The organism is Bradyrhizobium sp. CCBAU 45394 (assembly GCF_028128655.1).
GTDB lineage: Bacteria > Pseudomonadota > Alphaproteobacteria > Rhizobiales > Xanthobacteraceae > Bradyrhizobium > Bradyrhizobium diazoefficiens.
Genome location: NZ_LBIX01000168.1, coordinates 70,913 through 84,642 on the forward strand (window position 1 = coordinate 70,913; position 13,730 = coordinate 84,642).

The window sequence follows — 13,730 nt, forward strand, 5'->3', positions numbered from 1 at the left end:
TGACGGACGCCTTGGCATGATGTCCGCAATACTACGGCCCGGAATCCGGTTTACTGAAGCGCGATGTTTCGCCATTGATGGCGATGTACCGACGTTCATTTTATTGTCACATTGCAGCAGCCGGCCAGACGCATGTTCGACGCCCTCGCCCCGTCCTCCGCGCTTCAACTGATCGACTTTGCCGATGTCGATGCCTTTCGGCCGATCGAGTCGATGGAGGACGCTCGAAGCATTCCGCTCGACGTCCCGAACTTCGCGGCCGCTCGCGCCGTCGTCTCTCTGCCGGCGTGCCGCATCATCGTGATGAGATCGTTCGCGCGCATCCTCGACACCGCCTATCGCATGCCGGGCGGGATGGTGATCCTGTCGATGACCGACGACCTTCTGGTCAATTCCAAGGGAATGGATCTCGACGCGCGCTTCTTCGTTGCGCTCCGCGGCAACGACGAATGCCATTTCGTCGAACCCCGCACGAACTATCATGCGATGATCATCTTCTCTCCAGGCCTGAAAGACCGGGGCTGGTTCGATCATGCCGACGATTTGCGGGCCTATGTCGCGAACCGGCCGGCCCTGCTGCACACACGGCAACTCCTGCTCGACATCCTGCGAACCGCGTCGGTGCAGCCGTTCCTGTTCGAGACCACCGAGGCCGCCGCCCATCTCCAGGAAGGCCTGCTGCTCGCGCTCGACGATTTGTTTCGGATCGACGCGCGACCGGAGCGGAGCACCTCGGTCCAGGGCGGGCGGTCGGCCAAGCTCGTGCAGTGGATCGACGAATACGTCGCGGCCTATCCGACCGCTCCGATCTATACGGCCGACCTCGCCGGCGAGTTCGGCGTCTCGATCCGGACGCTCGGCGGCGCAGTCAGCAAGGTGCGCGGCATGAGCCTGCACCAGTACATCCGCCTGAAGAGACTATGGGCGACACGCGCCCGGCTGCTGAAAGGCGGCGGCGCCACCGTTGCCACCTGCGCACGCGCCCAGGGTTTCCATCACATGGGCGAGTTTGCCGCGGCCTACCGTGCGACCTTCCACGAGGCGCCCTCGGACACGCTGGCGCGGGGGCGGCAGATCGGGCTTCCGACAAGCTGACGCCGCAAGCCGTGCGACGCTGACCGGCATCGACGCCACTTCGGAACATATCCGGAACATCAAGGCTGGCGCGCTCGGAAGGATTCGAACCTCCGACCCTCGGAATCGAAATCCGATGCTCTATCCAGCTGAGCTACGAGCGCCCCGGCCCGGGTATTGGGCCGCAACCGAGAAGCGCCGGACCGTTGCTGGCGAACCAGCGTACCGGCGGCGTTCGGACGCGTTCGAATTAGCAGAGAGGCTGGCCAATAAAAAGCCCTTCCCGTCTCGTTTCGAGACGGGTCAGAGGCGCTCTCACCAGGTCGTGTTGAAGAGGCCGAAATGCGGCTGCTGGGCCACCATCATCGGCCGGCCGTATTGTGGCCCACCAAACTGTGGCCCACCATAATACTGCGGCGCCGGATGCGCCCTTGCGATCTTGCGCTTGGGCTGAGCCCGGGGCGAAGATGCAGCCGGTACCTCCGCCTGGGCCTGAGCCGTCTTCTTGGCTGCAACGGCATCAGCCTTCGAGCCCGGCGTGAACTGGGCGAACGTCTCGCGCACCCGCGCCTTGGCCGACATCTCGGCGAGCGCCGCCGAGGCGACATCCTGCACCGGCGGCTGAGGCGCAACGACAGCTGCGGCTGCGGTCTTCATCGCGGGCGGGGCAATCGTCGGCTGGGTGGTGTCGAGCACGACGCGCTCAGGCAGGTGCCGATCGGACCGGATCCGGATCAACGGCTGGTCATTGCTTGCGGTCGCGACGACTGGCGTCACGGGCGAGGCCGGCACAACGAAGTTCACCGCAAACAGCAGTGCGAGCAACGCTCCGCCGACAAACATGAAATACCGAAAGATGGGCATTGGCCGCGCTCCGCCCCCCGCAATCCCCGCGTGGGCACTCCGCCTTAACAGGCGATACTATAATTGGTTCCTGGCCCAGCCCTTTGGTTCAAATGGCAACCCCAGGTTTTTCTGCCAAGGCCCGGTAAGGGTAACTTTTCCGCTACCCGAAAATGCCGCCCTTTACGCGCGACGGGCTGCAACCAGCGAACACTTCGCCTGATCGGCATTGACGTTGACGTAGCCGACAGGGATGCGCGCAAAGGTCTTGCGGCTCTTCATGCTGACCGTGTCGGCCAGAACGCGGCTGCGGTCGGTGAGATGACTGCCGTCGCGCCGTGCGAACGCGCAAACGATCGCCAAATCCTTTACGGCATAGTCATTGTCATTTCGCAGCGTGAACGTCACCAGCGCCTTCGAGCCAAGGCCGCCGCGGCGCCAGGTCTGGGAGGAAATCCTGAGACGGTCGAGTTCTGCCGCAGCCTGGGCTTCGGACCCCGGCGTGACCGCAACTGCCGCATCGCCCGAAGGCGCCATCTCGACGGATGCCAACTCCGGCTTCACCGGTTCAGCGCTGTTGCCTTTGGAGAGCGGCAGCAGCATCCAGACGCCGCAGCCCACGATGATGGCGGCCAGCAGCCACAGAATGCTTCGGCCAAATGATACGCTCGCGACCGTCACGACCCGCGCCGTGCGCTCACCAATGGCGGCGAAGCGTCCCAACCCGACCCGCTCAAGCCCTGCGCTCATGGCTGTATCACCGATCGTGGCCGCAGAAGGTTCGACGGCGGACTGGGCCACTGCTTACCTTAATCCGGGAGACGAACTAAGGTTCCCGCGCTTCAAGCGAGTCGGCAAGGACGGTGGCGATCACCGGCTGGGGTCGCTAACATGCGCCGCAATATCGAAAGACCCTGTTGGGAGAACATGAAATGCCAATCGCCGTCACCTGGGATCACGTCCACCTGCGCAGCCCCGATCCGGAGGCCACGGCGACCTGGCTGCGGGACATCCTCGGTGGCGAGATCGTGCGCGCGCCCGGACGGATCGACGTGAACCTCGGCGGTGCCAGGATCTTCATCGCACCGCTCGAGGGTGACAACGCCGTCAGTCCGCCGCCGCCGCATCCGCACCAGGGCCTCGATCATTTCGGACTCACGGTGAAGGACATCGACGCCGTCGCGGCCGAGATCAAGGCCAAGGGCGTCACGTTCACGCGCGAGCCGACGACGATCCGGCCCGGCGTGCGCATCTGCTTCATCCGTGGCCCCGAAGGAATTTCCGTCGAGCTGCTCGAGCGCGACAAGAAATACACCTGACGCGGCGCACGCCACATCGGCCATCAGCGAGACCGGGCGGCGTGCCGCCTGGCGCAGCTAAGTCATGCTGCCGGGCATGAAGCAGCGGATGGTGACGCCCATATAGCCGTAGATCGGCCACACCATGGTACGCCCGACCCGGTTCGGCTCCGAGATCACGGCCTCCTCAGGCACGTCGACCCAGACGAGTTCCTGCTTCTGGCCCTCGAGCGCGTAGCCATAGCGCGGGACGCGGACACGATAGTGCCCGTCCTTGCTGTCCCAGTCGGTGTCCGAGAGCGCCGAGCCGTCGGCATCGGAGCAGCACGGCCCCTTGCCGCTTCGCAGGCCGTCGAACCAGGCCTTCAAATCCGCATTGGTGTTGACGAACTGGCCGCGGTCACGGGCGTGCCCGAAGGGGGCTGCTAGCGCGATCAAGGCCGAGGCGCATGCCAGCTTCGTCACGCTTCGCCAGCGTACCGCGCTGCCTATCCGCCGTCGTTCGCTTTTGCAATTCGTGGGACGCGCACTGTACAGACGCGGCTGATCGCCGCCGGAATCGATCCAGTTGCTCACGTTTGTCTTGCTCCAGCACCCCGCGGCCAGTGCAACAATGGTTATGCATTTCGCGGGCCAACTTGATTCGCAACGACGGGCCTCGCCTCATGATGAGACCGTCATAACCGCGTCACAAACAAGCCGGGACAACTACGGCTCGCGGCCGCCGGCTATCGTGGCCGGCCGGCAAACTGCCGCGTTGCGCGAGGGGATGTGCTTTGGCATAAAAGCTCTACCGGTTACGCCATTGGGCGATGGCGGCCGGCCTGCGGGACGTTATGAAGAACGGCCTCTATTCGATCCACGTGAACCTGCTCGATGGTCGAGCGGGCAAGGGCAGCGGCGTGATTCTTTTCCGCGACGGCAAGATCCTTGGCGGCGATGCCTACCTCTATTACACCGGCAGCTACGTGGTGAAGGATGACCACTCCTTCAAAGGCGAGGTGCTGGTGCAGCGGCACACCTCACCGCGGGGCGACGACAATCCGCTGTTCGGCGGACCGGCGCCGGTCGGCATCGGCGTCAGTGGGACCTACACGGACACGCGCGCGGAGATGACGGGAACGGCGCTCGTCGGCAAGGCCAGCCTGATTTTCGGCGCTACTCTGCACAAGCTCGCCGAAGTCGACTAGCTATTCCGCAGCCTGCTCGAGCGGCGCCGTGCGCGGCAGGATGATCTGGATGCGCGTGCCCCCGCCCGGCTCGGAATCGAGATCGAGCCGGCCGCCGAGCCGGTTGGTGACGATGCTGTAGACGATGTGCAGCCCGAGTCCGGTGCCGCCCTGGTCGCGCCGCGTCGTGAAGAACGGATCAAAGGCGCGGCGGCGGACGTCGAGCGACATGCCGCAGCCGTTGTCGGAGAAGATGATCTCGACATTGTCCTTGCCGGACTCGCGCACCTGGATGTCGATGATCCCCGGACGCCCGTCGGGAAAGGCGTGCGCCACCGAATTGAGAAACAGGTTGGTCAGCACCTGCCCGTACGGGCCGGGATAGCTGTTCATGGTCAGGTTGGGCTGGCAATCGACGTTGAGCGTCAGATTGTGTTTGCGCAGGCCCGGCCGCAGGCTCATCACCACCTGCTCGGTGAGGTCGCCGAGATCGAAGCTGCGCTGGTCCGAATAGTTGCGGTCGGCCGCGACCTGCTTGAACGACTGGATCAGCTCGGCGGCGCGGTTGAGATTGGAGACCAGCTGCGAGGATGCGTCGCGGCTGGTGTTGAGGAACTCGTTGAGCGTCGAGCGGCGGAGCTCGCCGCGCTCGACCTCGGACGTGAACATCGCGGTCTTGCGCTCCAGCGCGGAGGCGACCGTCAGGCTGATGCCGACGGGATTGTTGACCTCGTGAGCGACGCCGGCGACCAGCCGTCCGAGCGCGGCGAGCTTCTCCGCCTCGATCAGCGAGGCCTGGGTCTCGCGCAGATTGCGCAGCGCGGTCTCCGCCGATTCCTTGGCTTTGCGCATCTCCTGCTCGCCGCGCTTGCGCTCGCCGATGTCGAGCGCCACCGTGACGATCCGCTCGATCTCGCCCTCGGCATCGAGCAGCGGCAGCTTGTTGACAAGCCATTGGCGCATGTTGCCGGAGGCGTCCTTGTACTCCTCCTCGTAGAAGCCGAGCCCCTTACGGAGCCTCAGCACGCGCTTGTCGTTCTCGTCAGTCTTGGCCGCGCCGTAGCGCGACATCAGGTCCGCGGTGGTGCGGCCGAGCGCATCGCCAGGCTCGATGCCGAAGATGCCGGCCATGTAGCGGTTCATCAGCACATAGCGCAGGTCGCGGTCCTTGACGTTGATGACCGCGGGCACGGTATCGATGACCTGCTGGAGCAGGCGCCGGCCCTCGGCGATGGCGTCTTCCGCCCGCTTCTGGTCGGTGATGTCGCGCAGCGTGCCCTCGTAGCGGATGATCTTGCCCTGCTCGTCCCGCACGCCGGTCGCACTGTCGGAAAGCCAGAGGATGTCGCCGCTGCGCTGGCGCACCTGGTACTCGAACTCGCGCACCATGCCGTCGCGATGCATCAGCCGCTGATACTCGACGCGCGCCTCGGGGTGGACGTAGATCGTATGGGCGATGTCGTTGATGCTGTCGATGAGGTGCTGCGGGCTATCATAGCCCATCATCCGCGCCAGCGCCGGATTGGCGTTGAGGAGGTCGCCGGCCGGCGTCGTCACATAGATGCCGTCGACCGAGCCCTCGAACAGTTTCCGGTAGCTCTCTTCGGCGAGGCGCTGCTCGGTGAGCGCGCGCACCGCCGCCTCGCGCGCGGTGTCGGCTTCTTCCAGCGCGCGGCGGAACACTTCGGCGGCGCGTGCGATGTCGCCGATCTCGTTGTCGACGTCGGCGGACGGGATCGAAGTGTCTTTCTGGCCGGCCGCGAGCGCGCGAATCGATCGTGCGATCTGGGCCAGCGGACGTACCGTCCGCCGCACCACGAAGCCGGCCGCGAGGATGCCGATCAGCACGCCGATGCTGCCGAGCACGATGCTCTGCCACCGCGCCTCCGTGAGCGTGCGGGCGAAATCGCGCGACAGCACATGGCCGCGCCTTGCGCTGACCTCGCGCAGCAATTCGGTGACGCGGCCGATCAGCCGGCCCTCGGTGCCCAGCACCTCGCGGTCGATGTCGGCGATCTGCCGCTCCCGGACGGCGACCGCCATGATCGCCTCGGCGTAATCATTCACGGCCGTCCGGAGCTTGGCGTCGGCGATGTCCATCGTCCGCATGTTCTGCGCGGCCTGCTCGGCCGCGGAGGGATTACGCGCGAGCAGCCCGAGCGCGATCCGGCTCTGCGCCTCGGACAGGCGGGAGGCGAGCTCGCGGTCCGCGGTGCCGGAGACCGCGGCGTCGAACTGGTCGCGCAGCGGCGGCAGGCCGGCAAGCAGCTGGGCGCGGCGGTCGATCAGGGTGGAGATCCGCTCGAGGCCGTTGCGATAGGTCGCAAGGCGCTCGGTGACCCCGTCGATCATGTCCTGCTGCTCGGGCGCGAGCTCGATACGGGTCTTCTTCAGGATGTCGCTGAGCGTCGAGGCCGCCTCACCGACCTGCTTGAACTGGATCCCGGCGCCGGGATCGGTGACGAAGTCGCGCGCGGCAAGGCGCAATTCGTTCATGCGGCGGTCGATGTCCTCGGCAAGGTCGCCGACGCTCTGGAGCCGCTGCAACTCGGCGAAGGTCGTGTCGATGTGCCGGATCGCGATCACGCTCGCCGTCGAGGTGACGATGATCACCGCCAGCACCAGGATGAAGCTTCCGAACGTAAGCTGGCCGATGGACAGCGAGAAGATTCGCTTTTTCTCGGGGGGCGGCGTCAAGTCGGCGGACATTGGTGCGTTGAGGGACCGGGCTGTTGGAAGCCCAATATACGACGTATTGCACGCCCGGGGGAACCTGCCTCCCGCCTCGGAATATCCTTAATATCGTGGTTCTCGCCCCGCCCTCCTCGCCGGCTTTATGACGTTTTGACGCTCGCCTGCCGCCAGGCCGGGATCGTCATGGCGGCAACGCCGAGAACCACGCAGGCCAGCCCGATCCAGGCGGTCCGGCTCAGGGTTTCGCCGAGGAAGGCGACGCTGATGGCGACCCCGATCGGCACGCGCAGATAAGCCTGCGCGATGGTCCCGACCGAGCCCAGGGTCTGGATCAGCCGGAAATAGATCGCGAACGCCGCCGCGGTCGAGAACACCGCGAGCGCGAACAGCGCCAGCACGGAACTCAGCGACGGCGATAGCGTCCAGGGCTGCTCGACAACCAGCGAGGCCGGGATCAGGACGGCCGCGCCCGCCAGCAGCGAGCCGGCGGCGGGCGCCATCGGGTCGAGGCCCCTGAAGCTGCGGCCGAAAATCGCGGCGCAGGCGTAGCAGATGGTGGCAGCGACGATCGCGGCCTCCGCAATGATGCCGCTGCCGATGTCGTGGACGGTATCGACGCCGACAATCAGGAGGATGCCGGCCATGCCGGCGACCACGCCGAACAGCTTTCGCGGTGTCGTCGCCTCGTGGCGGGTCACGACCGCCGTAAGCAGGAAGGTGAAGATCGGCCCGGCCGAGTTGAGGATGGTGGCGAGCGCGGCATCGACATGGTGTTCGCCCCAAGCGATCAGCGTCCAGGGGATGACGCTATTGAGCACGGCCTGGAACGCGAAGCGCTGCCAGGTCGCGGCATCCGTCGGCATTTTGATGCCGCGCGCCCGCATGACGATGAGCAGCAGCAGGCCGGCGATCGCGGTGCGCGCCGCGATCAGCGTGATCGGCGGAATGGTGGCGACGCCGAGCTTGATGAAGGTGTAGGAGCCGCCCCACAGCGTTGCGAGCGCGACGAGCAGCGCCAGCTCGACGGCGATGTTGGTGTCCTGCCGGTTGTCCATTGTGCGCTCCGTCCATTCCGCGATGGACGGAACCTAGCGCGCCCGCAAGCGTCAATACTTCGCTGCGTGTCGAAGTGTATCAGCCGACCGCGCCGACCTCGAACACCTCGCCGTCATAGCCGGCCTCGCGGGGGATGCGGAGCTGGCGGCCGGTTTCGGTCTTGGTCATCACTGGCATCACCGTGACGATGGACATGCCGCGGGCGTGCTCCAGCGCGGCATCCACGCTGCCCTGCTTGGCAAGCCGGATCAGATTGCGCGTGGTCGGGAACGGCAGCTTGAAGCGGCCGCTCTCCCCGCCCTCCACCGCCTCGCGCGGCGACACCCAGATCGAGTCGGTCGACTCGCGGCCGTCATGCGCGCCGAGCTGGTCCGGGGGCGCCGCGGCCAGGAAGAACCAGGTGTCGAACCGCTTCGGCATGCCCTCGGGCGTGATCCAGTGTGCGTAGGGCACCAGCGTGTCGAGCGCGAGCTGGAGGCCGTTGTCGGCGAGGATGCTGAGGAACGAGATCTTGTGCTCGTTGAGCGCGACGCGATGCTTGTCGGCGAGTTCGCCGGCACGCCTGGCATCGACCGGCGTGCCCGTGTCCTTCGACCGCGCCAGCAGGATGCCGCTCTCTTCAAAGGTTTCGCGGATCGCGGCAATACGAAAGCCGCGGTCCGATTCACTCAGGCCCTCGCCGCCCGAATACAGGTCGGCGCGGGCGACGATCTCGTTGTCGCCGGCATCGACACTGCCGCCGGGAAACACCAGCGCGCCCGAGTTGAACTCGATCTGATGATGGCGGACCATCATGAAGACTTCCACCTCCTCCGTTCCATCACGGAGCAGAAGGATCGTCGACGCCGGGCGTGATGCTGATGTCTCGGCCATTTACCTAACCTGCAGCGCTGGATTGCGGGCCAAGATTGGCGCGCTTGTCGACGCGGGCAACGCGCGACAGCAGATACTCGACCTCGGCCTTCGCCGTCGCCGTGATGGTGGCGCCCGGCTTGCGCTGCGCGCTGGAGGCGATGATACCGCGCTTCTGCAGCACGTATTTGCGCACCGCAAGGCCGGCCCCCGGCTGCTGCTCGTAACGGATCAGCGGCAGATGCGCGTCGAACAGATCATGCGCCGCATCGCGCTTGCCGGCCTTGGAGAGGTTCACGACGTCGATCAGAAGTTCGGGGAAGGCATAGCCGGTCATGGCGCCGTCGGCGCCGCGCTCCATCTCGAAATCCAGGAACGTGCCGCCATTGCCGCAGAGGATCGAGAGCGGGCGAAGCGAGCCGTCTTTCTGGAAGTTGCGCAGCGTCGTGATCTTCTCCAGGCCCGGCCAGTCCTCGTGCTTGAGCATCACGCAGTTCGGATTGTCCATGACGATCTTGCGGATCACCGCCGGCGTGAACACCACCTGCAGGGTCAGCGGATAGTCCTGGAGCACCCACGGCACGTCGGGGCCGATGGCTTCCGCCGCCTGCTTGAAATAGCCGACGATCTGGTCGTCGGTGCGAAGCGAGGGCGGCGGCGCGATCATCACGCCGGCCGCGCCTGCATCCATCGAGGCCTTCGCCAGCGAACGCATGGTGGCAAAGCCCGGCGCGGAGACGCCGACGATCACCTGCATCTTCTTGGCGCGCTTGACGAAGCGAACCGCGACCTGCTCGGCCTCGGCGGCATCGAGCTTCGGCGCCTCACCGAGGATGCCCAGCACCGTGACGCCATCGCAGCCGACCTCCTCGTAGAAATCCGTCAGGCGGTCGATCGAGCGCTCGTCGATCCGGCCGTCGTCGTGGAACGGCGTCGGCGCGATTGCGAAGGTGCCCTTGGCCTCGGCGGTCAGTTTCATCAGTCTCTCTCTTTCTCTGTCATTCCGGGGCGCGCGCAGCGCGAACCCGGAATCTCGAGGTTCCGGGTTCGGCTCTTCGAGCCGCCCCGGAACGACAACAACGGCTAAAACCGCCGCGCCCCCATCTTGATCTGCTCCTCGGAGAAGAAGATCTCCTTGGCATGATCGACGATGTCCTGAGCATTCCAGCCCGAGTGCGGCGGTTTCCAGCCTTCCATTTCCATCATCCGCATTTCGCGCACGCCGCGGGGCCCGGACACGCCCAACACCTTGCCGGTCTGGTCGCCCGACAAGTCGCTGACCATGTATAGCACGGCCGGCGCGATGCCGTCCGGCCCGAGCGCCGCCGAGGGGTTCTCCTTATAGCGGGGCAGGTCTGCGGTCATGCGGGTCAGGGCGCCCGGGGCCAGCGTCCAGATCCGGATGTTGTACTTGCGGCCCTCGATCGCCAGCACGTTGGACAGGCCCCAGATGCCGCCCTTGGCCGCGCCGTAATTGGTCTGCCCGAAATTGCCGATCAGCCCTGATGTCGAGGAGGTGTTGACGATGACGCCGCCACCGTTTTCCCGCATCCAGCGAAACACCGGCATGGTGCAACAAAAGGTACCCTTCAGGTGCACCTTGATGACCTTGTCCCAGTCGGATTCGGAGGCCTTGGCAAAGGTCTGGTCGCGCAAGATGCCGGCATTGTTGACGAGGATGTCGGCGCGGCCGAAGTGCTTGATGGCGTCGTCGAACACCGACTGGCCGCCCTCCATGGTGGAGATGTCGGCGCCGTTGGCGACCGCCTTGCCGCCTTCCGCCTTGATCGCGTCCACCACGAGCTGTGCCATCGACTTGTCGGCGCCGGAGCCGTCGCGGGGGCCGCCGAGGTCGTTGACGACGACGGATGCCCCTTCCCGCGCGAACAGTTTCGCGTAGGCCTCACCGAGCCCGCCGCCCGCACCGGTGATCAGCGCGACCTTGCCGTCGAGTAGTCCCATGGTGGCTTCTCCCTGTTTTATTATCGTCATTCCGGGGCAGCGCGCAGCGCTAAACCCGGAATCCGGAGGTTGTAGCTCGAGATTCCGGGTTCGCGCTTCGCGCGCCCCGGAATGACGGAGGCAGCTAACCCAGCACCGTCTTGCCGTTCTTGATCACGGTGACGCCGCGTGACTTCACCTTGGCTTCGAACGAGATCGTGTTGCCGTCCTTCCAGAGGTCCATGGTCACGGTCTCGCCGGGATAGACCGGGGATGAGAACCGCGCGACGTGCTGGCGGAAGGCGGAGGCGTCGTAATCGGCATAAGTCTGGAGCACGCCGCGGCAGGTGATGCCGTAGGTGCACATGCCGTGCAGGATCGGGCGCGGGAAGCCGGCCTTCTTCGCAAACTCGGGATCGCTGTGCAGCGGGTTGCGGTCGCCGCAGAGCCGATAGACCAGCGCCTGGTCGGGACGCGTGACGATGTCGATCGTCTTGTCGGGCGCGCGCGCCGGGATCTTGTGCGGATCGGGCTGGGTCAGGTTCGGCCCGCCAAAGCCGCCGTCGCCGCGGGCGAAGCGCGAAGCGACCAGCGTCGCCAGCTTCTCGCCCTTCTCGTTCTTCAGCACCGTCTGGTGGCTGATGACGACGCCCTTGTCCTTGCCCTTGTCGTAGACCTCGAGCACGGAGGAGTCGGCGGTGATGTGCGCGGCCACCGGCAGCGGCTGGTGAAAGGTGATGTCGCGCTCGCCATCGACCACCATCACGCGGTTGAGGTTCATCTCGCCCGGCCCCGAGCCCCACGCCGCGACGGAAGCAAAGGTCGGCACCACCTTCAGCGGCCGCGGCGTGAACGTGCCCTCGTTGACGAAGGCGAGTTCGTTCTCGTCCATCGGATCGGCACCGAGCCCGATGCCGTAGGCGTAGAGCATCACCTCGCGGTCGGTGTAGGCGTATTTCTGGCCGATGTTTTTCAGGCCTTTGAGTTCTTTATATCTGGCGGACATTTTTTGGTTTCCTCCCGGCATTCTTAGCGAGCAGCGGCGCTCGTTAATGTGCCCTCTCCCCTTGTGGGAGAGGGCCACGAGAACCGTGCGGCAAACTCGTTTGGGTGAGGGGTTAGCTCCGCATCGAAAGTCTTTCCGCGGAACGATACCCCTCATCCGGCGCTTCGCGCCACCTTCCCCCACAAGAGGGGAAGGAAGAATTCGTAGGATGGGTAGAGCGCATCAGGCCGGCGTGAAGAACGGCAGCGGCGCGCCGTCGGTCGGCTTGAACACCACCTTCACCTTCTGGCCGATCTTCAGCTTCTCGAGATCGCAATCGACGAAATTGGTCTGCACCGAGGGGCCTTCCTTCAGCGTGACGTAGCCGATGGCGTAAGGGCCGGTCGGCGACTTCCGCATCAGGCTCCAGGTGTAGATCGTGCCCTCGCCCGAAGCTTCCTCCCACACCGTCTTGTCGGAGTAACAGAACGGGCAGATCGAGCGCGGGAAGTAGTGCGCTTCGCCGCACGCGGTGCAGCGCTTGATCATGAACTTGCCCTGCTTGGCTGCGTCCCAGAACGCGGCGGTCTCGGGGTTCGTCACCGGGGCCGGATACTTTTTCGCTTCACTCATTACACGCGCTCCAGAATGGCCGTCGAGGCGGCGTGGCGAACACCCAAAAGCCCGCCGGTGCCGTGGGCGATGGCGAGATCGCAATTCTTGACCTGCACCTTCGGATGCGCCTCGCCGCGCAACTGCCTGACGGCCTCGATGATCTTGGTCATGCCGCCGCGGTTGACGGGATGGTTGCTGCAGAGGCCGCCGCCGTCGGTGTTGAACGGCAGCTTGCCGACGCCCGAGATCAGATTGCCGTCGGCGACAAACTTGCCGCCCTCGCCCTTCTTGCAGAAGCCGAGGTCCTCGAGCTGCATCAAGACGGTGATGGTGAAGCTGTCGTAGATCGAGGCGTATTTGATGTCCTTCGGCGTGATGCCGGCTTCGTCGAACGCACGCGGGCCGGACCAGATGCCCGCGGAGTATGTGAGATCGAGATCCTTGCCGCCGCGCGGTCCCTTCATCGCCTCGCCATGGCCGATCAGCTTGACCAGCGGCTTCTTCAGGCTCCTGGCGATCTCGGGCGTGGTCACGATCAGCGCGCCGCCGCCGTCGGAGACGACGCAGCAATCCATGCGATGCAAGGGATCGGAGATCATCGGCGAGTTCAAGACGTCCTCGACCGTGACGACGTCCTTGAGCATTGCATGCGGATTGTATTGCGCGTGGTGCGAGGCCGCGACCTTGATCCAGGCGAGCTGCTCGCTGGTGGTGCCATAGTCGTGCATGTGGCGCATGGCACACATGCCATAGGCATTATGCGTGGTCGCGCCGTAAGCGGACTCGAAATCGGCTTCCGCGCCGGCCGCGCGCGGCGGCATCACGCCGGTGCGCGGTTTCCCGGCGAGCGTGATCAGCGCGATCGAGCACTTGCCCGCCGCGATCGCTTCCGCGGCATGACCGAGATGGATGATGTAGGAACAGCCGCCGGTCTCGGTGGAATCGACGTGGCGGAGCTTTTTGGTGTTGAGGCCGAGATAGTCGACCATCGGCCAGGCGCCGCCGGGCGCGTCGCCCGCGCAGAAATAGCCGTCGACATCGTCCTTGCTGAGCCCGGCATCCTCGATCGCGCCCTTGGCGACCTCGGCGTGGAGCTGGGCGGTGGATTTGTCCGGCGCATGCCGGGTCGGGTGTTCGTAGATCCCGGCAATGTAGGCCTTGCCCTTGATGGTCAAAACAGAGGTCTCCGCTCGCGTTTCTTAT

The 13,730-nt window shown here is 65.4% G+C and carries 14 protein-coding genes and 1 tRNA gene; 3 read left to right on the forward strand and 12 right to left on the reverse strand.

Annotated elements, in window-relative coordinates; translation table 11 throughout:
• The first annotated feature begins 132 nt into the window (after positions 1-132).
• Positions 133-1,095, forward strand: a complete 963-nt coding sequence (locus tag WN73_RS25340; RefSeq protein WP_028171429.1) for an AraC family transcriptional regulator — start codon at positions 133-135, stop codon at positions 1,093-1,095.
• A gap of 66 nt (positions 1,096-1,161) precedes the next feature.
• Here WN73_RS25340 and WN73_RS25345 read toward each other — a convergent pair.
• The 3 genes from WN73_RS25345 to WN73_RS25355 all read right to left on the reverse strand — a co-directional run bounded on the left by WN73_RS25345 (position 1,162) and on the right by WN73_RS25355 (position 2,667).
• Positions 1,162-1,238, reverse strand: a tRNA-Arg gene (locus tag WN73_RS25345).
• Positions 1,239-1,389: 151 nt separating this feature from the next.
• A complete protein-coding gene (locus tag WN73_RS25350) occupies positions 1,390-1,938 on the reverse strand; it encodes a hypothetical protein (RefSeq protein ID WP_028171428.1) in 549 nt (182 codons plus the stop codon).
• A gap of 162 nt (positions 1,939-2,100) precedes the next feature.
• Positions 2,101-2,667: a hypothetical protein gene (locus WN73_RS25355; protein WP_038967079.1), complete on the reverse strand. Its 567-nt coding sequence runs from the start codon at positions 2,665-2,667 to the stop codon at positions 2,101-2,103.
• Positions 2,668-2,849: 182 nt separating this feature from the next.
• Between WN73_RS25355 and WN73_RS25360 the strand changes: the two genes are divergently transcribed.
• Positions 2,850-3,236 carry a VOC family protein gene (locus tag WN73_RS25360; protein WP_028171427.1) on the forward strand — a complete coding sequence of 129 codons (387 nt, stop codon included), beginning with the start codon at positions 2,850-2,852 and terminating at the stop codon, positions 3,234-3,236.
• A 57-nt stretch (positions 3,237-3,293) separates the two neighbouring features.
• On the opposite strand, the gene WN73_RS25365 is transcribed toward WN73_RS25360, so the two are convergent.
• Entirely contained in the window at positions 3,294-3,791 is a 498-nt protein-coding gene (locus WN73_RS25365) for a hypothetical protein (protein ID WP_011088082.1), read from the reverse strand.
• A 260-nt stretch (positions 3,792-4,051) separates the two neighbouring features.
• Between WN73_RS25365 and WN73_RS25370 the strand changes: the two genes are divergently transcribed.
• On the forward strand, positions 4,052-4,405 hold the full coding sequence (locus tag WN73_RS25370; protein ID WP_028171426.1) for a GrlR family regulatory protein: 354 nt from the start codon (positions 4,052-4,054) through the stop codon (positions 4,403-4,405).
• Here the strand turns inward: WN73_RS25370 and WN73_RS25375 are convergent, their stop codons facing one another.
• The 8 genes from WN73_RS25375 to WN73_RS25410 all read right to left on the reverse strand — a co-directional run bounded on the left by WN73_RS25375 (position 4,406) and on the right by WN73_RS25410 (position 13,702).
• Positions 4,406-7,093 (reverse strand): PAS domain S-box protein, encoded by a 2,688-nt coding sequence (locus WN73_RS25375; RefSeq protein WP_011088084.1) that lies wholly within the window; start codon positions 7,091-7,093, stop codon positions 4,406-4,408.
• Between the two features lie 125 nt (positions 7,094-7,218).
• Positions 7,219-8,133, reverse strand: coding sequence for a DMT family transporter (locus WN73_RS25380; protein ID WP_028171424.1), 915 nt, complete (start codon positions 8,131-8,133; stop codon positions 7,219-7,221).
• A 79-nt stretch (positions 8,134-8,212) separates the two neighbouring features.
• The gene (locus tag WN73_RS25385) at positions 8,213-9,007 is read right to left on the reverse strand and encodes an NUDIX hydrolase (protein ID WP_028171423.1); all 795 of its coding nucleotides are present in this window, start codon (positions 9,005-9,007) and stop codon (positions 8,213-8,215) included.
• Between the two features lie 4 nt (positions 9,008-9,011).
• Complete coding sequence (locus WN73_RS25390; protein WP_028171422.1) at positions 9,012-9,965, reverse strand: dihydrodipicolinate synthase family protein; 954 nt, start codon at positions 9,963-9,965, stop codon at positions 9,012-9,014.
• 104 nt (positions 9,966-10,069) lie between these two features.
• Complete coding sequence (locus WN73_RS25395; RefSeq protein WP_028171421.1) at positions 10,070-10,948, reverse strand: SDR family oxidoreductase; 879 nt, start codon at positions 10,946-10,948, stop codon at positions 10,070-10,072.
• Between the two features lie 124 nt (positions 10,949-11,072).
• Positions 11,073-11,933, reverse strand: coding sequence for a MaoC family dehydratase (locus WN73_RS25400; protein WP_028171420.1), 861 nt, complete (start codon positions 11,931-11,933; stop codon positions 11,073-11,075).
• A 222-nt stretch (positions 11,934-12,155) separates the two neighbouring features.
• The gene (locus WN73_RS25405) at positions 12,156-12,545 is read right to left on the reverse strand and encodes a Zn-ribbon domain-containing OB-fold protein (protein ID WP_028154920.1); all 390 of its coding nucleotides are present in this window, start codon (positions 12,543-12,545) and stop codon (positions 12,156-12,158) included.
• Positions 12,545-13,702: a thiolase domain-containing protein gene (locus WN73_RS25410; RefSeq protein WP_028171419.1), complete on the reverse strand. Its 1,158-nt coding sequence runs from the start codon at positions 13,700-13,702 to the stop codon at positions 12,545-12,547. The genes WN73_RS25405 and WN73_RS25410 overlap by 1 nt, the downstream gene beginning before the upstream one ends.
• Positions 13,703-13,730 lie beyond the last annotated feature (28 nt).